Here is a 22,471-nt window from a genome sequence, read left to right on the forward strand (position 1 = left end):
AGGAAAGAGTCCCGTATGGGACGGAGGGTCCTAATATACTTTTAAAATGGATAATGTTGGATATAACTGGTATGACTATCCGGTTATTTTTGAAGGACGGAAGTCGCCGTTTCCGCTTCGTTTTGACTAGGAATAATTGAATGGTTAAGTCTGAAATGTAATGAAAACGGAGAAGGTTTTGCAAAATAATTCCGGTTGAAAAGCGCATATTTCTCCGTTATTCTTATAAAATAAGAACATGTGTTCCTGTTTAGTTCCAATGGATAAGGAGCGAGTCCTATGGTCGAGTCGAAAAAACGCATCATTATGCTGGCCGACTGCCAGTCCTTTTATGCGAGCGTGGAAAAGGCGGCCCATCCCGAATACAAAGACAAGCCTTTGGTTGTATCCGGAGACCCGGCCCGCAGGTCCGGCATCATTTTGGCCGCATGCCCGCTTGCCAAGGAATACGGCGTCACGACGGCGGAGCGGCTCGGGGACGCGCTTCGGAAATGCCCGCATCTCGTCGTCGTCCGTCCGCGCATGGCGGAATATATCCGCGTATCCCTGCATATTACGGAAATTTATCAGTCTTTTACGGACCTGGTGGAGCCGTACAGCATCGATGAGCAGCACTTGGACGTGACCGGCAGCCTCCGGTTGTTCGGGACACCCGATCAAATCGCCCGGCGGATCCAGAATCGGGTGAAGCAGGAAACGGGAGTGTACGTACGGGTCGGCATCAGCGATTGCAAGGTGCTCAGCAAGATGGCTTGCGATATTTTCGCCAAAAAGAAACCGGGAGGCATCTTCACGCTGGAGCGAGAAAAATTGTCCGAGACGTTGTGGCCCAAACCGGTGCACGAAATGTTCATGGTCGGCTCGCGGATGACCCGTCATCTGTACAAAATGGGCATCCATACGATCGGAGACCTGGCCCAAACGCCCTTGCCCCGGCTGACGAAACGCTGGGGAGTCAACGGCGAAGTGCTGTGGCGCATTGCCCGCGGCATGGATTCTTCCCCCGTCACCCCCCACAGCCAGCTGCAGCAGCAAAAAGGCGTCGGCCATCAAATGACGCTTCCGCGCGACTATACGGATTGGAAGGAGCTGCGGGTCGTGCTTCTCGAGCTGTGCGAGGCGGTCGGCCGGCGCTGCCGGGAAAAAGGGCTGATGGGGTTCGTCGTCAGCGTGGGCTGCCAAGGGGCCGATTTTGACCATCCCACCGGTTTTTCGAGGCAAATGAAGCTCCCGGACCCGACGAACATTACCGATGAAATTTACGCCGCCGCCTGCCAGCTGTTCCAGCGTCATTGGAACGGCCTTCCGGTCCGGAAGGTCGGGATTGCTTTGTCCGATCTCCGTCCGGATTCCCTGGTCCAGCTGACGTTGTTCGGAAACCGCGACCGGAAGCGGGATTTGGAGCGGGCGACGGACGACATCAAAAGCAAATTCGGCGAAACCGCGATTCTCCGCGCATCCTCCCTTCAGGCATCCGGCCAGGCGCGGGATCGCTCGCTTCGGATTGGAGGACATTACAAATGAGCAAAAAACTTCAAGGAAACGGATTATTCGAATCGTCCCGGATGATGCTGCCGGAACACCGGGAGGCGTACATCCGCCATCAACAGCGGCTCGTGCACCGCAAGCCCCCGCTAATCGACCCGCAGGCCGAAGAGGAAATGGCCGCGACGCTGACGGCCGCGTTATATGGCGGTTCGCCCGTAACGATTACATTGTTCGGCGATCCCGAAAATATCCGGCTTACGGGCACTGTGCTGCAGGTCGATCCCTTCCGCCGGCAGATTCGCCTGAAAGAAAATGAAGACGATCACCCCCAATGGATTCGTCTGGACCAAATCATCGGCGTAGTGGCGGAATCGGACATCTAGCGGTACACTAAAGGAAAGAAGGCCGGCAAGTCCTTCGTTGCCGCTAAGCTAACAAACTTCGAAGGATGCCGGCGATGATGAGGAGAGATGCCGTATGTGCGGACGTTTTACGTTGATCGTATCGCTTGAAGAACTGCTGCTCCGGTATGAGCTCGATCCCGGATATGCCGTGCCCTACCACCGCCCGCAGTATAATATTGCGCCGACGCAAATGGTTTTATCCATCATCCATGACGGAACCCGTCTCCGGCTTGGCGAGCTGAAATGGGGGCTCGTACCTTCCTGGGCCAAAGATCCCGGCATCGGAAACCGCATGATCAACGCCAGAAGCGAAACGCTGCAGGAGAAGCCGGCCTACCGGATCCCTTTTGAACGCAAGCGGTGCCTTATCCCGGCTGACGGCTTTTACGAGTGGAAAAAAACGGACGGCGGCAAACGTCCTTACCGGATCAAGCTGAAAAGCGGCGATTTGTTCAGCATGGCCGGCCTATACGACATTTGGGTGCAGGAAGACGGCACCAAACTCGCGACCTGCACGGTTATCACGACAAGCCCCAACGAGCTGATGAAGCCGATTCACGACCGGATGCCGGTCATTTTGCGTCCGGAAGACGAACTGCGCTGGGTCAAACGCGGAGCCGGAAGCCCGGAGGAGCTGCAGCAGCTTCTCATGCCGTATCCTGCCGACGAAATGGAGGCTTATCCCGTAAACGCCGCCGTGAACTCCGTCAAAAACGATTCGCCGCTATGCATAGAGAAAAGCTCGTAACATCCTTTTGGCGGCGCGGCAAACGGCATCATCCAAAAACAAAGACCGTCCCACAGCCTAAAACAAGTTGTGGACGGTCTTTTGTTGTAGAGCTTCCGCATCATTATTCTACGATAATTTTACCGACCATGTTGTCGTGGCCGGCACCGCACATAACGGAGCAGTGGAACTCGTGTTCCCCGGGTTTATCGGCCGTAAATTCGGCGGACCCGTCCTTTTGCAGATTGACGTTAAAGTCGGAAATTTGAAGGCCGTGAGCGCCTTCTTTATTGACAAGCGTAATTTTGACCTTGTCGCCTTTTTTCACCCGGATTTCGGCAGGCTGGAACTGAAAGTTGGTAGCCGTAACCTTAATGTCCTGGGCGCCGCCCGCTCCGCCGGTGGCCGTGCCGGTCGTGCCGCCGGTGTTTTTATTGGTTTTGCTGCCGCAGGCGCTGAGCGCAAACACGAGCAGGAGCGTGAGACCTAAAGTCATCCACTTCTTCATGCCTATGACCTCCCGTTAAAATAATGATGAACTTTAAAATCCTTAAAAACAGCTTCCTTTCACGTCATTATTTTTAACCGAGAGACGGACATCTATGCGGCAAAAAGACCTATGGGAAAATACCGGCATACGGTATCTCCCCGTAGGTCTTTTTCTTGACGTTTTTGGCCCATTAACGGAACATGCCCCAAAGTTTGATCAAATGGAAGGTATTATTCGGATCGATCCGCTGGGCCAGCACAAATTTCACGATTTGCTGTTCCTCCGCCGATGATAAGGGCTCTTTAAGTATTCCCGACGCCGATTTGACAAGACGCTGGACCTTTGCCGGATTTTGAAGATCGACCTTGCTGACGCCTTCAAGAATTCCTTTAATCCGTTCTTTGGTCGCCTGATTTTTCATTTTTTGCTTGACTCTTGCCACTAACGCAGGACTGATTCCATACTGCTGATAACCCAAAACCTTGGCACCTCCCGTCAAATTCCAATTCAACTAAGTATATGACGGGGTGCCTGTCCGATGTGCCTAATCTACCACATCTCCCTGAAAAATCTGTTCCTGCTGCAAATAGTCCCGAAGTCCGGCATATGCCGGGGAAGTCCAAAACTCGCTGTCGGCCACGAGCCGGGATGCGTCGTCCCGCGCTTTTTCAAGCACCGCAAAATCGCTGACCATATCGGCAAGCCGGAATTCCGGCAAACCGCTTTGCTTCGTTCCGAAGAAATCTCCCGGGCCTCTAAGATCCAAATCCCGGCGGGATACCTCAAATCCGTCATCCGTTTCGGTCATGACGCTCATGCGTTCCTGCCCGACCTCGGATTTGGGATCGGCAATCAGGATGCAGTAGGAAGCGTGCTGGCCGCGGCCGACGCGACCGCGCAGCTGGTGAAGCTGGGACAAGCCGAAACGGTCGGCGTCCATGATGACCATCAGCGTCGCGTTTGGCACGTCAACCCCTACCTCTACAACCGTCGTGGATACCAGCAGCTGAACTTCGTTTGCATTAAAGGACCGCATCACTTCCTCTTTTTCGGCAGGCGTCATTCGGCCGTGAAGCAAACCAACCCGATAACTCGGGAACGCCTGCTGCATTTGAATATGCAGGTCGATCGCATTTTGCACATCGAGCTTTTCGGATTCTTCGATCAATGGGCAAATCAGGTACGCCTGCCGGCCCTGGTCTATTTCCTTGGAAATAAATTTGAGCACGCGGTCCATCATGTCATGTTTAACCCAGTAGGTGGTGATCGGAATCCTTCCCTTGGGCCGCTCCGATAACGTCGAAACATCCATGTCGCCGAAAGCGGTAATCGCCAGCGTTCGCGGAATCGGCGTGGCGGTCATCGTCAGCACGTCGGGGTTGTAGCCTTTGCGCCGCAAAATGCTGCGCTGGTTCACCCCGAACCGGTGCTGCTCATCGGTAACGACAAGTCCCAACTGGCGGAAAAACACATCCTCCTGTATCAATGCATGCGTGCCGACCACAATGTCGGTCATGCCCATCTGCAGCGATGCCAGCAAATCCTTCCGCTTGCGTCCGGTGACGCTGCCGGTCAAAAGCCCAACCGTAATGCCGAAAGGCTCAAACAGCTTTTGCAGCGAGCGCATATGCTGCTCGGCCAAAATTTCCGTCGGCACCATCAGCGCTCCTTGGTATCCCGAACGGACGGCGCCGTACAAAGCGATGGCGGCAATCACCGTTTTGCCGGAGCCGACATCCCCCTGCAGCAGCCGGTTCATGCAGTAAGGAGAACGCATATCCTGCAAAATCTCCAGTTCCACTTTTTTTTGCGCGTCCGTCAGCTCAAAGGGCAGGCTGCGCACGAATTCGCGCATCGTTTTATTGTCGACGGTATGGACGACCCCGTCCATCCTGCGCCGGTTCAGCGCCCGGTAGGCATGCATTTTCAACTGGAACAGGAACAGCTCCTCATAGACCATCCGTTCCCGGCCCTGCTGACCTTCCCGCGAATCCTGCGGTTGATGAATCGTGGCGATCGCCCTTTTGCGCGGCATAAAATCGTATTTTTGCATGATGGCTGGCGGCAAAATTTCCGGAATCATTTCCCCGTATTGGGTCAACGCTTGTCCGATCGTTTTGCGCATCCATGTTTGCGTAATTTTCCCGCCGACCGAATAGACCGGCTGCAGCGTCCCGCTGCGCCAAGCCCCCTGATCCGGAAACTCCGATTCCGACACGGTCAGCTGCATCCGCTTCTGATCCCATTTGCCGACAAGCACGATTTCCCTTCCGCCCGTCAGCTGATCCCGCAAAAAATGCCGGTTGAACCAAACAGCGGTAAACATCCACTGCTCCGCCATCATTTTGCACGTCAACCTGGATTTGCGCCCGTAACGCTGAAGCACCGGAACGCCCATGATTTTGGCTTGAACGGTGATTTTGTCGCCGTCCTTTACTTCGCTGAGCGAACGCAGACGGTAATCCTCATAACGGAACGGGTAATATTCCAGCAAATCTTTTACCGTAAAGATGCCAAAGGCGTGAAGCTCTCCTTCTTTGAGAGCACTCACGCCGCGCACCTGCCGGATTGAAATTTGATCCAAACTCAGATTCATTTCCATCCCTCATTTTTAATTCGGCCAGATAAACACGGCCAACGTTCCGGGACCGACATGGGTGCCGACCACCGGACCGATATTGGTAAGCACGACCTCGTTCAGGTTATAATGCCGGGACAGTTCCTCAAGCACTGGATCGGCCGAAGCCGGGTCCGCCGTATGGCCTACGGCCACGTTGATGTCCCGGGTCCCGCCCAAATCCTCCTGAAACCGCTCGATCATACGGGATATCGCTTTTTTGCGGCCTCTGACCTTTTCCACCGCATAAATGATGCCTTCCTCGTCGATCGACAGGATCGGCTTGATGTTCAGCAGGTTGCCGATGACGGCAGCCGCTTTGCCGATGCGTCCGCCCTTCTGTAAATATTCGAGCGTATCGACAAGAAAATATAACTTGCGCTGCCTTCGAACCTGTTCTACCGACGCCAAAATTTCCTCTGCGGTTTTTCCTTCGGCAGCGAGCCGGGCCGCCTGGACCACAAGAAGCCCAAAGCCGTAGGAAGCCGATTTGGAATCCACGACATGTATGGACGGCGGGTCATCGAGCATCGATTTGGCGAGCAGCGCCGATTGATACGTTCCGCTAAGCCCGGACGAAATATGAAAAGAAAGAATCGGGCTGTCGGGGAAAACGTTCATCAAATTTTGGTAAACTTCAATGTAATCGGCAGGAGAAGCCTGCGACGTCGTAGGCAGCTGCTCTGACTGAACAAGCCGTTTATAGAACACCTCAGCCGATATGTCCACGCCGTCCTCGAACGTTTCTTCTCCGAACATGAGGCGAAGCGGGACGACATGAATGTCGTATTTGCCGACCAGTTCCTCCGGTATGTCAGCGGTGCTGTCCGTCACAATTACCGCATGAGCCATGCGAGCGGCCTCCTTTAGAGGTTTTTTTAACTTTGCCTTGCTTCATGTCCGATCAGGATTCTACGGAAAAAATATAATAATACACCGGCTGTCCGCCTTGATGTACTTCGACTTCGGCATTCGGGTACCGGTCGCCGATCCAGTCCGCAAGTTCCGCCGTCAGGCCGGCATCCGTTTCCTCACCCGCAAGGACGGTCACGATTTCGTCGCCGCTGACAAGCATTTTGGACAAAAGGTCCTGACAGGAGGCCAAAAGGCTTTCGGCAACCGTCACGATCTTCGAGTTTTCGATGCCGATGTATTGTCCGGCCTTAATATCGAGATTGTCGATCTGCGTGTCGCGCACCGCGTGGGTAACCTGGCCGGATTTCACCCGGGCAATGGCGTCCATCATGCTGCTTGTGTTCGTATCCTCGATTTCCTCCTCGGAAAACGCAAACGCTGCGGAAATTCCCTGCGGAATGCTTTTGCTCGGGATCACCGTGACGCTGCGCTCGCCTTCCAGCAGCTCGCGAGCCTGCTCGGCGGCAAGCACGATATTGGAGTTGTTCGGCAAAATGTATACGTGCTGGGCGGAGATCGAACGGATCGCGTTGACGAAATCCTCCGTGCTCGGATTCATCGTTTGCCCGCCGGACAGCACGACGTCGATGCCCAGGCTTTTGAAAATGTCGGCAATGCCTTGGCCTGAAGCCACGGCGATAAAACCGTACGGAGCCATTTCGTCGGCCGGCGGCGTCGCCGGTGCCTGCTCGCGCGAATGATCAACCGGGTCTACCGGCATATCCGCGAAAAGTTCCGGCATCGGCGCGATGTCAAGCCCGGTCGTCAGCAGGTCCCGGTGCTGCTCGCGCATATTCAAAATATGGATTTGGGTAATTTCGCCGAAACGGAGCGCCAAATTCAGCACGTCGCCCGGAGCCTTGGAATGGACATGCACTTTGATCAATTCATCGTCCGCAATAATAATGATGGAGTCTCCGTTTTTTGACAACGCTTTCCGGAATTCCTCCTCATCGAATACGGCCGCTTGCCCGCCGCCAAGCTGACGGTTGATGAAAAATTCCATATCGTACAAAAATTCAATATCTTCGGTTTCGATTTTGGATTGGGCCAGCTCGGGCCGCTGCGCAACCGCAGAGCTTGAAACCGCCGGCGCCTCCGGACTAAGAACGGCCGGTGCTTGTCTTGCCGCCGGAGCTTCATGGTAATCGGCGTGGTCCTGGGCCCCTTTCAGGTAGCGCAGAAAACCTTCATAAATATAAACGAGGCCTTGTCCCCCGGAGTCCACGACGCCTACCTGCTTCAGTACAGGGAGCATCTCCGGTGTCTGGGACAACGTCTCCTGCGCTTTTAAAAGAACTTGTTCCATCAATTCAGTAATGTCGTTGGTCCGCCGCGCGTAGAAGACGGCATGTTTGGCAGCCTCCTTGGCCACCGTCAAAATGGTGCCTTCCACAGGTTTAACAACGGCTTTATACGCAGCATCCACGCCCGTTTGCAGAGCCGCGGCGAACTGCATCGCGTTCAGTTCATCGTAAGGCGCGGCATAGCGGCCAAAGCCCCGGAAAAGCTGGGATGTAATGACGCCGGAGTTTCCGCGCGCACCCATCAGCAGTCCTTTGGACAAAACCCCCGCACTGTGTCCGATCGAGTCGGAATGATTTCTTTTTAGCTCAGTCACACCTGCACTCATCGTCAGATTCATGTTGGTTCCCGTGTCGCCGTCAGGCACCGGAAAAACATTTAAAGAATTGACATGTTCTGCATGCTGCTGCAGTTGTTCCGCTCCGGCCAATACCATAGCGGTAAAATCTGTCCCATTCAAAGAACGCTTACTCAATGATAAATCCCCTTCCTAGCTTGATCCCTAGCTACTGGCGTCCTTATACATACGTCGTTTTCACGTTTTCGTTTCGCCAATTTTATTCAGGATAATACAAAATCCCCGATCATCCATATATAAATGAAGCATCCCATAATACACCAGTATGGGCTATTCATCATTGTACTATAAGAAACCTCAGAAATAAATGTTTTTGGCTGGCGGTTGACGAAGCAAATTTTGCTGTGATATGATATACAAGTATTGTTTTATGCAGGTGTTTGGAATAAGGAGGTGTAATCTATGTCTCGCAAATGTTATGTGACTGGCAAGAAGCCAGGAAGCGGCAACCATGTTTCTCACGCTAACAACCGTAACCGTCGTTCTTGGGGCGTAAACGTGCAAAAAGTTCGTATTCTCGTTGACGGCAAACCTAAGCGCGTTTATGTGAGCACTCGTGCGCTCAAATCCGGTAAAGTTACCCGCGTATAATTCGTCGATTTGTTTATGCAAATGAAAAGTCCTCGCCCCGCGCGGGATTTTTTTCTTCTGAATACGATTTGTATTCCGGAAAACGTCTGCCTACGGATGACGAACCGCTGATGAGGCGGATCTAGAAATAGACAAGCCTCTTGGACGTTTTACACTTTCTTAGACCTTAAGAATAGCATATAAGCAAAAAGCACCTTGTTTACAGCAGGTGCTTTTTTAATGCCTTTGGCCATATTCGGTATGTTTCATGCCGCCTCGCGTCAGAGGTTTTTTTAGCATCAGCGGCATACCATAAGGAGTCTTCAGCTTTTATGGAATGTGTTTAAAAGAGCTTTTACGAATCCTCCCAAAAACTTTGGCAGCTTAAACGTATAAAATTTCATATTCCACCCTCCCCATATTCTCATGTCATCGCGTATGGTATGCCTTTAGTACGTTCACTGCAGAAACGGACAAAAAAAGGTTACATGAGAACCCTGCTCATGTAACCAATGTATGCGCAAACGGCATGACCTATGACAAAGGCTGACAAGTGAAACCGCCCATATTGGGTTTATGCCTTTTGGGCGCTGGTCCGGATGGCCCGGATCGCCGCCTCCCGGTCCGGTTTGCCGTAAACGGCGCTCCCTGCGACAAGCACGTCCGCTCCGGCCTCGGCAACCAGGGGCGCCGTCTCGCTCGATATGCCGCCGTCGACTTCGATATGCACGTCAAAGCGCGAGGCTTCGTTCAGCCACTGGCGCACCTGGCGGATTTTATGAACCGTGCGCGGAATGAAGGCCTGTCCTCCAAAGCCCGGATTGACGGTCATGACGAGAACCAAATCCACGTCCTCGAGCACTTCCTGGATGGCCGCCGCCGGAGTCGCCGGATTGATCGCCACTCCCGCTTTGATCCCATGCTCCTTGATCATGTGAATGACCCGGTGCAGATGCGTACAGGCTTCGGCATGAACGGTAATCACGTCGGCGCCGGCTTGGACAAAATCAGCGATATAAGCTTCCGGACGCTCGATCATCAGGTGAACGTCGAGAGGCAGGCTCGTATGCGGCTTGATGGCGCTGACGATCGCCGGTCCCAGCGTAATGTTCGGAACAAAATGCCCGTCCATGACGTCCACGTGAATCCAGTCCGCTCCTCCCGCTTCCGCCGCTGCAACCTCCGGCCCCAGTTGGGCAAAATCCGCTGACAATATCGATGGCGCTATTTTAATCATTTCCGTTAATACCTCCGCTTTTTATCTTTCATTTCGTTTAAAAACTGCACGTAATGCTCGTAACGGCTCGCCGCGATCTTTCCCGCCTCGGCGGCCTCCCGGACTTTGCAGCCGGGCTCATGGGTATGGCTGCAGCCCCGGAACTTGCATGCCTCCGCATAGGAAGCAAATTCCCTGAAGCAGGTTGACAGCTCCTCGACGCCAAGCTCCAAAAAGTCCAGCTGGCTGAAGCCCGGCGTATCGGCCACGAAACCTCCGCCTGGAAGCTCGATCAGTTCCACATGGCGGGTCGTATGCTTGCCGCGCCCAAGCCTCATGCTGATGGCGCTCGTTTCGAGCTCAAGCCCAGGGACAAGCCGGTTCAGCAGCGATGACTTGCCTACACCCGATTGCCCCGAAAAAACGCTGATTTGACCCTTCAAACGTTCCGTCAGCAGTTCCGTTCCCAGCCCTAAGCGTGAGCTCGATACGATGACTTGATATCCGATATTTTCGTACAGCGATTGAACCAGGGCGACCGGATCTTCTCCGGCCCCTCCCTCCAGAAGGTCCTGCTTTGTCAGGCAGATGACCGTTTCCAAACCGGCATGCTCGATATGCACCAAAAACTTGTCCAGCAGCTGCAAATTCAAATCCGGCTCGCGCACCGAAAATACCAGAACAGCCAAATCGACGTTGGCGACCGGAGGACGGATTAACTCGGAGCGGCGCGGCAAAATTTCGTCCACCACGCCTTCCCCGTTTTCCGTATGGGAATAGAGGATATGGTCACCGACCAGCGGGGTTACGCCCTTTTTCTTGAAAATGCCGCGCGCCCTGCATTGGATCGCGTCTCCGTCCCCCGAAGCCGCCATTCCGTTTTCGAGTGGTTTAACATAATAATATCCGCTTAACGCCTTCACGATTACTCCTTCAGGCATACATGAAAGGCCTCGCTTTCTCCGAAAGACCGCCCGTGGCGGGCGGCCCTAATGGTGATATTGATAAATGACGTTCTCGTTATCTTTGTCTTTTTTCTTGCCCTTGCCCGGTTTTTTTCCGGGATGGTCAGGGATGCTCATCCTGGTCTTGCCCTTGATTCGGGTCCTGGATTTCGCCCGTTTGACCCGTATTCCCATCTCCGGCATCGCCTTGTGAGCCATCACCCCCAACGCTGGACCGGATCTCGATATCTGGCACCGTTCCGTTTTTGACGTCCATGTAGTATACGGTATAGTTTTCAACCAACTGACCGTTTTTGTAGACCTTGACGGAAGCGTCCTTGTTCGGGCCGACGACCAGATCGACCGGGAAGATTTGCATCGTTTTAATATTTTTCGATCCCCATACCTTCATCTGGTCATTGGTCGTCGCATCCGAATATTCGATGCGGACCTTCGTGTTTTTGCCTTCCTCATCCGGAGCGACAGGCACGTTATACGTGTATTTTATCGCTTCGGCCGGATACCCCGAGCTGACGGTAATCGAAATGACCGTATTGGGAGCGACCAAGGCGTCCGGATCCATCGGCCACTGGGCGATAACCGTGCCTTTCGGCACCGTGTAGCTTGCCTCCTGCGTGATGTTCGGATCCAGCTTCAGCCCGGCCGCCGCCAGCATTTTGGCTGCTTTTTCCTGGGTTTCGCCGATCAACTTCGGCATTCGTACCTCTTCCGGTCCTTTGCTGACCGTCAGCGTGATATGGTCCTTATCGGGATCGACTTCCGCATTGGCGCCCGGTTCTTGAGAAATGACAGTATTTTCAGGCTTGTCGCTGTTTTCCTCACGTTTCTCAATATTATCCTCTTTAAAGCCTTGATCTATCAGAAACTTGATTGCATCCTCTACTGGACGCGTCTTTACGTCAGGCATCTTTTTCAAAGGCTTGGCGATTCCGACCGAAATCTGAACAAGCGATCCTTTTTTGGCTTCGGTTCCTTCGTCCCGGCTCTGGTCATAAACCACGCCTGCAGGGACATCCGGCTTATAAGCCCGAATGACGTTGGGATCGACTTCAAGCCCGCGATCATTAAGCATTTTACGGGCATTTTCTTCCGTTTGGCCGATGACTTTCGGCACGATGACGTTCGGTAAGACCAATTTATGATTCACGTAAAACACGACGGCTGCCATCGCAAGCAAAAGCAGAAGCGTCAAGCCGATCCAAAGAATCGGCTTCCCCGATTTTTTAGTTTTTTGGGCCGCGGGCGCAGGCTCGCGGCGTTCCTCCCGCTCTTCGGAAGGAAGCGGCCTGGATCTTACCGGGCTCGGTCCGATATGCTGCGGTTTGATCGCCGGCATGACGCGGGTTCGATCCTCGTCGTCCACGTCCGAAAAGTCGATCTTCGGCTCGTTTCTGCGCTCCGGCGAAAGGCAGGTGTCCAGGTCATGCAACATTTCCTTGGCGCTTTGGTACCGCTCCTGCGGATTTTTGCGCATCGATTTGAGGATGATGTTTTCCACGCTTTGCGGAATGAGAGGATTCACTTCGCGCGGCTCCTCGAATTCCTCCTGCAAATGTTTCAGCGCGACGCTGATCGGGCTTTCTCCCAAAAACGGAAGGCGTGCCGTCAGCATTTGGTAAAGCACGATACCCAAAGAATATAAGTCCGATTTTTCCCCGGTAGTCACGCCTTTGGCATGCTCCGGAGAAAAATAGTGCACGGAGCCGACGACGGAACCGGTTTGCGTAATCGTCGTCGAAGTAACCGCCCGGGCGATTCCGAAATCGGTCACCTTCACCCTGCCGTTTCGGCCGATCAAGATGTTATGCGGTTTGATGTCCCGGTGAATGATTTGATTCTGATGGGCATGATCCAGCGCGTCGCAAATTTGGGACGCGATCCGGACGGCCTCTTCCACCTGCAAAGGCGCGCGTTCCTTGATGATTTCGTTCAAGTTATGGCCTTCGACGTATTCCATGACGATGTAATGGATCTCGTTTTCCTGCCCCACGTCGTAAATGCTGACCACGTTCGGGTGAGACAGCGAAGCAGCCGACTGCGCCTCACGGCGGAAACGGCGAATAAACTCCTCATCGTGCACAAACTGCTGGCGCAGCACCTTGACGGCAACGTTGCGGCCCAAAAGCAAATCATGGGCTTTGTAGACAAGGGCCATCCCGCCGCCGCCGATTCGTTCTATAATCTCATAACGGCCGCCCAATTCGTGTCCGATCATGAATCCCACTCCTTTATGTTATGCCCGGAGACTTCATCTTGAAGTTCAAACAGGGCGACGGTAATGTTGTCATCGCCTCCGGCAAGAAGTGCCAGCTGCAGAAGCCGGTCGGCCCGTTCTTCCAGCGGGACGTCCAGCATGCCGGAAATTTGGGCGATATGTTCGCCGCTGACCAGGCTGCTGAGTCCGTCGCTGCACAGAAGAAGCACCTCTCCGGCAGACAGCGTCACGGGATACAGATCGACAGATACCTCGGGGTCGGTCCCTAAAGCGCGCATAATGACGTTGCGGCGCGGATGGGTTTGCATTTCCTCGAGGCTGATCTGGCCGCTTTTGTAAAGCTCATTGACAAGCGTATGGTCCTCCGTAATTTGAACGGCTTGACCGTTTACGATTTTGTAAGCTCTGCTGTCGCCGATATGTCCGATGACGCCGGAACGATCCTGCAGCAGCAGCACCTCGACTGTCGTTCCCATGTTGTGATATTTTTCATTTTTGGACGCTTCACTGTAAATGACGTCGTTGGCATGCAGGATCGCGTCGCTGACGGCGGCGCCCAATCCTTCGTCGGACATGCCCTCTTCGAGAGAGGACAAGTCGTCCGCAATCGTATCGACGGCAAGACGGCTTGCCGTATCGCCGGCTTGATGCCCGCCCATTCCGTCGGCCACGATGCCGATGGTATATCCTTGCGCTAGGTGGCCAATCCAGACCGAGTCCTCGTTTACCGAGCGGACGCGGCCGATGTTACTGGCATGAACTGTTTTGATCAAGTTTCATTCACCTCAACTCCATATGCTTCGCACGCAGTTGTCCGCATGCTGCCGCGATATCGTGGCCTTGCTCCCGCCGAATGGTTACGTTGACTCCGCTCTCCGCGAGTACTTTTTGAAACTTGAAAATGTCGTTGCGCGAGGTACGGACGTACTTGCGTTCAGGCACATGGTTGACCGGAATCAGGTTGACGTGGCAAAGCATGTCCTTCAGCACGTCCGCCAGCTCCTGCGCGTGCTCCGGCCGGTCGTTCACCCCGCCGATCAAGGCGTATTCAAACGTAATGCGGCGGCCGGTTTTGGCAAGATAGAAACGAAGCGCCTCCATCACGTCCTCAAAAGGATAACGGCGGTTTACCGGCATCAGTTTGGAGCGCAGCATATCGTTCGGCGCGTGGATGGAAATCGCCAGGTTGATCTGCGTATCCTCGTTTGCGAATTTGTAGATGTTCGGCACGATGCCGCTGGTCGAAACGGTAATATGGCGCTGCCCGATGTTCAGCCCTTTTTCGTGGATCATAATCCGGAGAAATTTCATCGTCGCTTCGTAGTTTTCGAACGGCTCGCCGGAGCCCATAATAACGATGCTGCTGACGCGCTCCCCTTTTTGATCCAAAATTTTTTGGGCTTGAACCACCTGTGCGACGATTTCGCCCGCCGTCAGGTTCCGCTTGAGCCCGCCGAGCGTCGAAGCGCAAAACGTACAGCCGATGCGGCAGCCGACCTGGGTCGTCACGCAAATGCTGTTCCCGTAATTATGCTTCATGATGACGGTCTCGATCGCATGGTCGTCATGAAGGCCGAACAGAAACTTGACCGTCCCGTCCTTCGACTCCAGCTTCGTAATCTCCGTAAGGGTCACGAATTGGAACTGGTCCTCCAGCTTCGCGCGAAGCTCTTTGGACAGATTGGTCATTTCCTGAAAGTTATTCACCCTTTTCACGTACAGCCAATCAAAAATCTGGCTGGCGCGAAAGGCGGGTTCGCCGTTTTCTTTTGCCCATGCCTGAAGGTCGTCCAGGTTCAAATCATATATAAAAGGCTTCATTTCATCACACCTGTCTTTATCATTCATATGCATATTGTTTCTCATTCTTCCTATTTTAACACAAATAAAAGTAGCCGTAAAAGAGAAACCCCGCCGAAGCGATGGCCCGAGCGGGTTAGGGAACGCGTCTATCGACGCGCTTTCGAAGACGACAAACCGCATGGCGCGGGATCATCCTGTCCCGATTGATCTCTTTTACGGCCCGGTAGTTTAAAAGAATCGCTGGATTCTGGCGATATAGAAGCCGTCACTGTGGTAATCCTGAGGCAAAATCTGCACGCCCGCTCCGTCTGCGCCCGCATGCAGCCGTCCCCATGTCCCGCCGGAATCCTCCGGCACTCCGAACCCCGGATGCGTCTTTAAAAAATGCTGCACCGTCCGCTCGTTCTCCTCCGGATCGATCGTACAGGTGCTGTACACCATCATGCCGCCGACGCGCAAAAGGGAAGACACGGAATCCAGCAGCTTCCGCTGAAGGCCGGCGATTTCGCCGATATCTTCCGGCGTTTTGGTCCACTTCAGATCGGGCTTGCGCCGGATGACGCCAAGCCCCGAGCAGGGAGCATCAAGCAAAATCCGGTCGAACGATCCGGCCGGATACCGGTCGGCCAGCTTCAGGGCGTCGCCCGTCACCGTATGGATGCTGCCGAGACCCAGCCTTTCGGCCTGGCCTTCGATCAGCTTGCGTTTATGCTCATGAAGATCGTTGGCGACGATTTCGCCCTGGTCCTTCATGAGCTCCGCCATATGCGCCGTTTTCCCGCCCGGGGCGGCGCAGCAATCGAGCACGCGCATGCCCGGGGCGGGACCGACGGCGCCGGCGACCAGCATCGAGCTTTCGTCCTGGATCGATATTTGGCCGTCGCGGTACCAATCGGAAAGCGCCATGTTGCCGCCGCCGTATACGAGAATCCCCTCCGGAGAAAGCGGGGATGGAGCCGCCTGGACGCCCGCTTTCTCCATTTCGGCCAACATGCCTTCACGGCTGATCATCGTCGTGTTCACGCGCACGCTGACCGCCGGAGGTTCGTTGTTCGCGCGGCAAATCGCTTCGGCGGCGCTTTCGCCGTATGCGCGAATCCACCGCTCCACCATCCACTGCGGATGGGAGTGCTCAAGCGCAATGCGCTCGGCGGCGGGAAGCCCGTCAGGCAGCGCAAGCTCTTCCCGGTTGCGGAGCACGTTCCGCAGCACTCCGTTCACCATGCCGGATATTCCTTGATGTCCCCGGCGTTTGGCCAGATTCACCGCTTCGTTTACGGCGGCATGCGGCGGAATCCGGTCCAGATACATCAGCTGGTACAAGCTCAGCCGCAGCAAATTGCGGACCCACGGCTGCAGTTTGCGGATGCCCTTGGACACAAACCGGTCGAGAAAATAATCGAGCGTATTGAGCCGGGAGATCGTGCCGTACACGAGCTCCGTCGCCAAGCCCGCGTCCTCCCTCGACAAGGAAGCCCGCTGAAGGGCCGAATTCAGCTGCAAATTGCTGTACGCTTTGTTCTCTTCGACCCGTGTCAGCACGTCAAGGGCAAGCTCCCGGGCCGAAGTCCGCGTTTTGCTTTGGCGTTTGTCCGCGTTCACGCTAACACCGTCCCCGGCGCCATCGTGTTGCCGCGCACGAATTCAGCCGCTTCCATCTGCTTTTTGCCGCTCGGCTGCACCCGGGTCAGCCATAGGGAACCATCTCCCGTTTTGACCTCGATCCCTTGGTCCGTCAGCTGAAGCACCGTACCGGGAGCCGCGTCTTTGGACGCCTTGTCCGCCTTGCGGGCAGCCCATACCTTGAACACGTCCCCGTTCCACAAGGCAAAACCGCCGGAAAACGGGACAAGGCCGCGGATTTGGTTGTATATGTCGCGCGTGGACGCGTTCCAGTCGATTTTTTCGTCCTCGCGTTTCAGGTTCGGCGCATACGTCGCCTGCGCATCGTCCTGCTTCTCGGCTTCCACCCGGCCGCCCGCAAGCCGCGGCATCTGCTCTTTCAGCAGCTCCGCGCCTGCCAGGCTCAGCTTCTCGAACAGCGTGCCCGACGTATCTTCTTCGTCGATCGCTACTTTCACTTGGGCGATCATGTCTCCGGTATCGAGGCCCTCGGCCATATACATCAGCGTAATCCCCGTCTCGGTTTCGCCGTTGATGATGCAGCGCTGGATCGGCGCCCCGCCCCTGTATTTGGGCAGAAGCGATCCGTGGACGTTCACGCAGCCGTTGGCTGGCAGTTCGAGAACGCTCTTCGGAAGAATTTGCCCGTACGCGGCCGTCACGATCAGATCCGGCTTGTACGCCGCAAGCTCCGCTACAGCCTCGGGGCTGCGCATCCGCTGCGGCTGAAGCACGGGAATGCCGTGTTCCAGGGCAACCTCTTTGACGGGCGTCGGCGTCAGCACTTTCTTGCGTCCTTGGGGACGGTCCGGCTGGGTGACGACAGCTACGACGTTATACCCTTCGCTGAGCAGCATCCGCAAGCTGGGAACGGCAAAAGCCGGCGTCCCCATGAATACGATATTCATGAAGCATTACTCCCTTCCGGAACGTTCAGGCACGTACTCGTACACTTTTTCGGCGATGTCCGTAAACAAAACGCCGTCCAGATGGTCGATTTCATGCTGGAAGCAGCGGGATAACAGCCCGGTTCCCGTAATCGTGAGCTCGTTGCCGTTTTCGTCCAGCCCTTTGACCGTCACCTTCTCGGCGCGGCGCACGTCGCCGTTATAGCCGGGGATGCTGAGGCAGCCTTCCGGACCGAACTGTTCGCCTTCCTTTTCAAGGATGACCGGATTGACCATTTTGATCAGGCCGTGCTCGTCTCCGACATCCACGACGATGAGCCGTTTCAGAATGCCGACCTGCGGGGCGGCAAGGCCTACGCCTTCGGCGTCGTACATCGTTTCAGCCATGTCGTTCAACAATTTTTTGACGTTCGGGGTAATTTCCTTCACTTCTTTTGCCGTTTTATGCAGTACGGCATCGGGTTCTTTGACGATAATGCGGATTGCCATGATGACACCTTCCTTATGCTTATTCGTGTACGGATTTCATGATCCATATGGTTTTCATTTCATGTTTCAATGCATGGGACAAGGGCTACATCAGCATTTGCGGATCCACGTCAATGCTGATTTGCAGTTTCTGGTTATGGGCCGTCTCCTCCAGCTGCTCCGCCGACTCGCGGACGAGGCCGACAGCGTCGATATTCCCACGCCATTTTACCATACATTGAAATCTGTATCTATTTTTTATCCTCGGAATGGGCGAAGCGACCGGCCCAAGCACGTCAAACGCGTCGGCCGTCAGCCGATCCAGGCTGCCGAACCAGCCCCGCTGCCTTGCTTTGCCTTGAAGGACGGACACCATGTTTTCCGCCATGCGGACCAGAAGCGGCAGCTGCTCATGCGACAGCGTGATCAGAATCAGCCGGCAGTACGGCGGATAATGAAGGTTGCGGCGGTGTTTCAGCTCATCCCGAACGAAAGCGAGATAATCGTGTCCGCTCGCGTGAATGATTGAATAATGATCCGGCGTATAGGACTGGATCAATACCTCCCCTTTCAGCTGGTGCCTTCCCGCCCGTCCGGCGACCTGCGTCAGCAGCTGGAAGGTTTTTTCCCCTGCCCGGAAGTCGGGAAGGTTGAGGGCGGAATCGGCGGTGATGACGCCGACGAGCGTCACGTCCGGAAAATCCAGTCCCTTTGCGACCATTTGGGTGCCCAGCAGGACATCCGCCTTTTTGTCGCGGAATTGCTTCAGCAGCTTTTCGTGCGAACCTTTTTCCGTCGTCGTGTCGACATCCATGCGGATGACCCGGATGCCGGGGAACAGCTTGGCGAGCTCCTCTTCGACCCGCTGCGTGCCTGTTCCGAAATAACGGATATGCTCGCTGCCGCATTCCGGGCAGACGGACGGCGCCGGTTCGGCGTATCCGCAATAATGGCAGCGGAGATTGTTCGACTTTTGATGATACGTCAAAGAAATGTCGCATTCGGGGCAGCCCGCCACGTACCCGCAGCTGCGGCACATGACGAACGTGGAATAACCGCGGCGGTTGAGCAGCAGCACCGTCTGCTCCCCGCGCTCGAGCCGGATCCCGAGAGCCTGATGCAAGGATCGGCTGAACATGGAGCGATTGCCCTCTTTTAGTTCTTCCCGCATATCGACGATTTGTACCGTCGGCAGCTCGTTGCCAAGCGCCCGGCGTTTCATTTCCAGCAGCAAGGGCGCAAACTCGTCGTTCGCTTGGGAACGGGCCGCGTGATAGCTTTCGAGCGAAGGCGTCGCCGAACCCAACACGACCGCCGCACCGTGCTGGCGCGCCCTTCGGACCGCTACGTCCCGGGCGTGGTATTTAGGGCTTTCCTCCTGTTTATAAGAGGTTTCATGTTCTTCGTCCATAATGATGAGGCCGATCCGGTCAAAGGGCGCGAACACGGCGGAACGGGCCCCGATCGCCACTTTGACTTTGCCTTCGCGTATTTTCCGCCATTCGTCGTAACGCTCGCCGCCGGAAAGGCGGCTGTGCATGACGGCCACCTGGTCGCCGAACCGCCCTTTGAACCGCTCCACCATTTGCGGGGTCAACGAAATTTCGGGGACAAGCACGATCGCCTGCCGCCCCTGCCCGATGCAGTGCTGGATCGTCTGCAAATAAATTTCGGTTTTGCCGCTGCCTGTCACGCCGTGCAAAAGGAATACGCCGTGCCTGCTCGCATCCAGCGTATCGCGGATGCTGTCGTACGCATGCTGCTGCTCATCGTTCAGCCGAAGCGGCTCCGACGGTTTGAAGCGGCGGCCGCGGTACGGATCGCGGAACACTTCCACGTCTTCGATCGCGATAAATCCCTTGTCCGCCAGCCCTTTGACGGTGGCCGCCGAAACCTGCAGCGTCGTCAAAACCTCTTTTAACGGGAGGGGGAGCAGCTCTTTCATCTCCAAAATGAACTGAAGGACTTCCCGCTGCCGCTGCGCCTTGGCCGGAAAATCCGGCAGAGCGGCTTCCGCCTCATGCGCCTCGACGGCAAGATCGACCGCTTTGAGCGTTTTCTTTTGCAACTTGTCCTTAATGGACTGGTTTTCCTGCAAAATCCCTTTTCGGAGCAGCGTTTTGATCGTTTCGGCGCTATCCGGGAAAAGGCGGCTGAGCTGCTGCGCGGGAACCTCTCCCTTTTGCGCCACGTAAGCCATGATCGTTTTTGCTTCTTTCGTCGGCTCGGCGACGACCCGCACCAGCGAATAATCGTCCTCTTCCTCCGTCCTGTCCGCGGGATCTCCAAGCGAAATATATCGTTCGGCCTTGCCCTTCAGCGCCGTCGGCACCATCACCTGAAGCGCCGTAATGAAGCGGCAGGCGTACCTTTGGCTCATCCATTGCGCAAGCTCGACGAGTTCGGGGGAGAGCGGAGGAACGACGTCGAGCACCTCCTGTATGCTCTTCAGGCGCATCCCGCCGGGAGAGGGGTGATCCTGCAATCCGACCACGAACCCCTGAACCGTCCTGTGGCCGAAAGGAACGCCGACCCGGCTTCCGACTTCAAGCCATGCCCGCATCGATTCCGGAATCAAATAATCGAACGGACGGTCCGTATCTTTTACCGGCACATCGACGATGACTTTGGCCACTTGCGGGAGCATCATCGGTTCCCCGCTTCTTTCATGCGCCCGGCCGCGATCGCAAGCAGCCTCCGCGCGATGTCGTCTTTGGACATGACGGGCATCTGCTCCACAAGCCCCGCCTCGTCAAACACCTGCACGATGTTCGTGTCCGAACGGAAGCCTGCACCTTCCGCCGTCACGTCGTTGGCGACGATCAAGTCTGCGTTTTTCCGGCGCAGCTTGTCTTTCGCATACGTTTCGACGTCGTGGGTTTCCGCGGCAAACCCGATCAAAAACTGATGCGTTTTGCTTTTGCCGAGCTCCTCCAGGATGTCGACCGTTTTGACGAGCTCCAGCGTCATCGTGTCGCCTTTTTTCTTGATTTTGCTGCTTGCCGTTTCGGCCGGACGATAATCCGCCACCGCCGCGGCTTTAATGACCAGATCGCTGCTTTCCCAATGCTTCAGCACGGCCCGGTACATTTCTTCCGCCGATTGAACGGGCTCGGCGTCGACGCCGGCCGGAGGCGCCACGTCGGTGCGCCCGTAAATCAAACGCACGTCCGCCCCCATCTCGCGCGCCGCTTTCGCAATGGCAAACCCCATTTTTCCGGAGGAGTCGTTGGTGATATAACGGACCGGATCAATTCGCTCGATCGTCCCGCCGGAGGTGACGACGACTTTTTTCCCCTGCAGAAGACCGGGCTCCGCCTGCTCCTTGCGGGCAAAATATTGCTCGACCACGGCCACGATGGTCTCCGGCTCCTCCATCCGTCCTTTTCCGACATAACCGCAGGCCAGCAACCCTTCGCCGGGTTCGATCATCATGACGCCCCGCCGATCCAGCGTCTTCATGTTTTCCTGGACGGCAGGATGCCCGTACATATGCACGTTCATCGCGGGAGCTACCATCACCGGCGCGGTCGTCGCCAAAAGCGTCGTCGACAGCATGTCGTCCGCCAGTCCGTGGGCCATTTTGCCGATCATGTTGGCCGTCGCCGGGGCGATCAGCACCAGGTCGGCCGCATCAGCCAAACGGATATGGGATACGACGGCGGGATCCCTTTCGTCGAACGTGTCGCTGAATACCGCGTTTTTGGACAAGCTTTGCAGCGTCAGCTCCGTGATGAATTGTTTGGCCGAGGATGTCATGATGACATGGACGTCCGCCCCTTTTTGAACCAGCTTGCTGCACAGGCTTGCCGCCTTGAATGCCGCAATGCCGCCGGTCACGCCAAGCACGATCGTTTTTCCGTTTAACATAGTTATCCGCCCTCTTTCGCTTCGGAATAGAGAAAAAACATCCCCACAAAGCGGAAACGGCGCTCCGTTCCCGTTCCATTCCTTTGCGGGGTTCATACGATGGTCGATCTTATGTTATCTTAAAAAAAATACAACCTTGCGGTTGTATTCGTTCCTGTCTCTATGGACACGAAGGCAGGAAAGCAGACCCGCCTCCCCCTTCGGTTATAGATTGGTTCAGCAACCGCTGAAGGCCGTCTTCGTTTAAGGCGATCTTAAAACGTTAAGGCTTCTTGATCTCGTCCCGTTCCCCTTCGGGCTGAGGCACGACACGGATCATGTCATTGTAGATTTCCTCAAGCGCCACGCCGACGAATTTATGGGAGCGCGGGTTTTTCAGTTCGGTTTTCTCTCCCTCGCGCAGCTGTCTGGCGCGTTTGGACGCAGCGACCACCAGCGAATACTTGCTGTCGACCTTGTTCATCATTTCATCAATCGAAGGATACAACACGTTACTGCCACCTCTTTTATCCAAAGTAAAATATTTACG

At 55.3% G+C, this 22,471-nt stretch carries 21 protein-coding genes; 4 read left to right on the forward strand and 17 right to left on the reverse strand.

Annotated elements, in window-relative coordinates; all coding sequences use genetic code 11:
• Nucleotides 1-279 precede the first annotated feature (279 nt).
• The 3 genes from RJP21_RS04045 to RJP21_RS04055 all read left to right on the forward strand — a co-directional run bounded on the left by RJP21_RS04045 (nt 280) and on the right by RJP21_RS04055 (nt 2,640).
• Entirely contained in the window at nt 280-1,524 is a 1,245-nt protein-coding gene (locus RJP21_RS04045; RefSeq protein WP_310858209.1) for a DNA polymerase IV, read from the forward strand.
• Nucleotides 1,521-1,871 (forward strand): YolD-like family protein, encoded by a 351-nt coding sequence (locus RJP21_RS04050; RefSeq protein ID WP_160040937.1) that lies wholly within the window; start codon nt 1,521-1,523, stop codon nt 1,869-1,871. The genes RJP21_RS04045 and RJP21_RS04050 overlap by 4 nt, the downstream gene beginning before the upstream one ends.
• A 94-nt stretch (nt 1,872-1,965) precedes the next feature.
• On the forward strand, nt 1,966-2,640 hold the full coding sequence (locus tag RJP21_RS04055) for an SOS response-associated peptidase (RefSeq protein ID WP_310858210.1): 675 nt from the start codon (nt 1,966-1,968) through the stop codon (nt 2,638-2,640).
• Nucleotides 2,641-2,743: 103 nt separating this feature from the next.
• Here RJP21_RS04055 and RJP21_RS04060 read toward each other — a convergent pair whose 3' ends face one another.
• The 5 genes from RJP21_RS04060 to RJP21_RS04080 form a co-directional block, all read right to left on the reverse strand.
• A complete protein-coding gene (locus RJP21_RS04060) occupies nt 2,744-3,127 on the reverse strand; it encodes a cupredoxin domain-containing protein (RefSeq protein WP_160040933.1) in 384 nt (127 codons plus the stop codon).
• A 172-nt stretch (nt 3,128-3,299) separates the two neighbouring features.
• Nucleotides 3,300-3,587, reverse strand: coding sequence for a stage VI sporulation protein F (locus tag RJP21_RS04065; protein WP_310858211.1), 288 nt, complete (start codon nt 3,585-3,587; stop codon nt 3,300-3,302).
• A gap of 66 nt (nt 3,588-3,653) precedes the next feature.
• A complete protein-coding gene (gene recG / locus RJP21_RS04070; protein ID WP_310858212.1) occupies nt 3,654-5,705 on the reverse strand; it encodes an ATP-dependent DNA helicase RecG in 2,052 nt (683 codons plus the stop codon).
• A 15-nt stretch (nt 5,706-5,720) separates the two neighbouring features.
• Nucleotides 5,721-6,578, reverse strand: a complete 858-nt coding sequence (locus tag RJP21_RS04075) for a DegV family protein (RefSeq protein ID WP_160040927.1) — start codon at nt 6,576-6,578, stop codon at nt 5,721-5,723.
• 52 nt (nt 6,579-6,630) lie between these two features.
• A complete protein-coding gene (locus tag RJP21_RS04080; RefSeq protein WP_310858213.1) occupies nt 6,631-8,421 on the reverse strand; it encodes a DAK2 domain-containing protein in 1,791 nt (596 codons plus the stop codon).
• A 285-nt stretch (nt 8,422-8,706) separates the two neighbouring features.
• Between RJP21_RS04080 and rpmB the strand changes: the two genes are divergently transcribed.
• Nucleotides 8,707-8,895: a 50S ribosomal protein L28 gene (rpmB, locus tag RJP21_RS04085; protein WP_081992147.1), complete on the forward strand. Its 189-nt coding sequence runs from the start codon at nt 8,707-8,709 to the stop codon at nt 8,893-8,895.
• Nucleotides 8,896-9,197: 302 nt separating this feature from the next.
• On the opposite strand, the gene spoVM is transcribed toward rpmB, so the two are convergent.
• From spoVM to rpoZ, 12 genes are all read right to left on the reverse strand, one after another.
• Complete coding sequence (gene spoVM, locus RJP21_RS04090) at nt 9,198-9,278, reverse strand: stage V sporulation protein SpoVM (RefSeq protein WP_036707696.1); 81 nt, start codon at nt 9,276-9,278, stop codon at nt 9,198-9,200.
• Between the two features lie 170 nt (nt 9,279-9,448).
• Nucleotides 9,449-10,111: a ribulose-phosphate 3-epimerase gene (gene rpe, locus RJP21_RS04095; RefSeq protein WP_310858214.1), complete on the reverse strand. Its 663-nt coding sequence runs from the start codon at nt 10,109-10,111 to the stop codon at nt 9,449-9,451.
• A gap of 5 nt (nt 10,112-10,116) precedes the next feature.
• Complete coding sequence (gene rsgA / locus RJP21_RS04100; protein ID WP_310858215.1) at nt 10,117-11,031, reverse strand: ribosome small subunit-dependent GTPase A; 915 nt, start codon at nt 11,029-11,031, stop codon at nt 10,117-10,119.
• Nucleotides 11,032-11,158: 127 nt separating this feature from the next.
• Nucleotides 11,159-13,270, reverse strand: a complete 2,112-nt coding sequence (gene pknB / locus RJP21_RS04105; RefSeq protein ID WP_310858216.1) for a Stk1 family PASTA domain-containing Ser/Thr kinase — start codon at nt 13,268-13,270, stop codon at nt 11,159-11,161.
• Nucleotides 13,267-14,043 (reverse strand): Stp1/IreP family PP2C-type Ser/Thr phosphatase, encoded by a 777-nt coding sequence (locus RJP21_RS04110; RefSeq protein ID WP_160040917.1) that lies wholly within the window; start codon nt 14,041-14,043, stop codon nt 13,267-13,269. The genes pknB and RJP21_RS04110 overlap by 4 nt, the downstream gene beginning before the upstream one ends.
• 7 nt (nt 14,044-14,050) lie before the next feature.
• Entirely contained in the window at nt 14,051-15,091 is a 1,041-nt protein-coding gene (gene rlmN / locus RJP21_RS04115) for a dual-specificity RNA methyltransferase RlmN (protein WP_310858217.1), read from the reverse strand.
• A gap of 210 nt (nt 15,092-15,301) precedes the next feature.
• Nucleotides 15,302-16,675 carry a 16S rRNA (cytosine(967)-C(5))-methyltransferase RsmB gene (gene rsmB, locus RJP21_RS04120; protein WP_310858218.1) on the reverse strand — a complete coding sequence of 458 codons (1,374 nt, stop codon included), beginning with the start codon at nt 16,673-16,675 and terminating at the stop codon, nt 15,302-15,304.
• The gene (gene fmt / locus RJP21_RS04125) at nt 16,672-17,604 is read right to left on the reverse strand and encodes a methionyl-tRNA formyltransferase (protein WP_310858219.1); all 933 of its coding nucleotides are present in this window, start codon (nt 17,602-17,604) and stop codon (nt 16,672-16,674) included. Before fmt ends, rsmB begins: the two co-directional genes overlap by 4 nt.
• 6 nt (nt 17,605-17,610) lie before the next feature.
• Nucleotides 17,611-18,093 carry a peptide deformylase gene (gene def / locus RJP21_RS04130; RefSeq protein WP_160040909.1) on the reverse strand — a complete coding sequence of 161 codons (483 nt, stop codon included), beginning with the start codon at nt 18,091-18,093 and terminating at the stop codon, nt 17,611-17,613.
• An 85-nt stretch (nt 18,094-18,178) separates the two neighbouring features.
• The gene (gene priA, locus RJP21_RS04135; protein WP_310858603.1) at nt 18,179-20,719 is read right to left on the reverse strand and encodes a primosomal protein N'; all 2,541 of its coding nucleotides are present in this window, start codon (nt 20,717-20,719) and stop codon (nt 18,179-18,181) included.
• Complete coding sequence (coaBC, locus tag RJP21_RS04140; RefSeq protein WP_160040907.1) at nt 20,719-21,942, reverse strand: bifunctional phosphopantothenoylcysteine decarboxylase/phosphopantothenate--cysteine ligase CoaBC; 1,224 nt, start codon at nt 21,940-21,942, stop codon at nt 20,719-20,721. Before coaBC ends, priA begins: the two co-directional genes overlap by 1 nt.
• A 262-nt stretch (nt 21,943-22,204) precedes the next feature.
• Complete coding sequence (gene rpoZ / locus RJP21_RS04145) at nt 22,205-22,432, reverse strand: DNA-directed RNA polymerase subunit omega (protein WP_160040905.1); 228 nt, start codon at nt 22,430-22,432, stop codon at nt 22,205-22,207.
• Nucleotides 22,433-22,471 lie beyond the last annotated feature (39 nt).

This window comes from Paenibacillus sp. VCA1 (assembly GCF_031583795.1).
GTDB classification, from domain to species: domain Bacteria; phylum Bacillota; class Bacilli; order Paenibacillales; family Paenibacillaceae; genus Paenibacillus_AQ; species Paenibacillus_AQ albilobatus.

Excerpts from the sequence above, each read along its gene's own strand:
- RJP21_RS04045 (WP_310858209.1), top strand. The coding sequence starts at position 280 with ATGGTCGAGTCGAAAAAACGCATCATTATGCTGGCCGACTGCCAGTCC.
- RJP21_RS04050 (WP_160040937.1), top strand. The coding sequence starts at position 1,521 with ATGAGCAAAAAACTTCAAGGAAACGGATTATTCGAATCGTCCCGGATG.
- RJP21_RS04055 (WP_310858210.1), top strand. The coding sequence starts at position 1,966 with ATGTGCGGACGTTTTACGTTGATCGTATCGCTTGAAGAACTGCTGCTC.
- RJP21_RS04060 (WP_160040933.1), bottom strand. The coding sequence starts at position 3,127 with ATGAAGAAGTGGATGACTTTAGGTCTCACGCTCCTGCTCGTGTTTGCG.
- recG (WP_310858212.1), bottom strand. The coding sequence starts at position 5,705 with ATGAATCTGAGTTTGGATCAAATTTCAATCCGGCAGGTGCGCGGCGTG.
- RJP21_RS04075 (WP_160040927.1), bottom strand. The coding sequence starts at position 6,578 with ATGGCTCATGCGGTAATTGTGACGGACAGCACCGCTGACATACCGGAG.
- rpmB (WP_081992147.1), top strand. The coding sequence starts at position 8,707 with ATGTCTCGCAAATGTTATGTGACTGGCAAGAAGCCAGGAAGCGGCAAC.
- spoVM (WP_036707696.1), bottom strand. The coding sequence starts at position 9,278 with ATGAAATTTTATACGTTTAAGCTGCCAAAGTTTTTGGGAGGATTCGTA.
- rpe (WP_310858214.1), bottom strand. The coding sequence starts at position 10,111 with ATGATTAAAATAGCGCCATCGATATTGTCAGCGGATTTTGCCCAACTG.
- rsgA (WP_310858215.1), bottom strand. The coding sequence starts at position 11,031 with ATGCCTGAAGGAGTAATCGTGAAGGCGTTAAGCGGATATTATTATGTT.
- pknB (WP_310858216.1), bottom strand. The coding sequence starts at position 13,270 with ATGATCGGACACGAATTGGGCGGCCGTTATGAGATTATAGAACGAATC.
- rlmN (WP_310858217.1), bottom strand. The coding sequence starts at position 15,091 with ATGAAGCCTTTTATATATGATTTGAACCTGGACGACCTTCAGGCATGG.
- fmt (WP_310858219.1), bottom strand. The coding sequence starts at position 17,604 with ATGAATATCGTATTCATGGGGACGCCGGCTTTTGCCGTTCCCAGCTTG.
- def (WP_160040909.1), bottom strand. The coding sequence starts at position 18,093 with ATGGCAATCCGCATTATCGTCAAAGAACCCGATGCCGTACTGCATAAA.
- priA (WP_310858603.1), bottom strand. The coding sequence starts at position 20,719 with ATGCTCCCGCAAGTGGCCAAAGTCATCGTCGATGTGCCGGTAAAAGAT.
- coaBC (WP_160040907.1), bottom strand. The coding sequence starts at position 21,942 with ATGTTAAACGGAAAAACGATCGTGCTTGGCGTGACCGGCGGCATTGCG.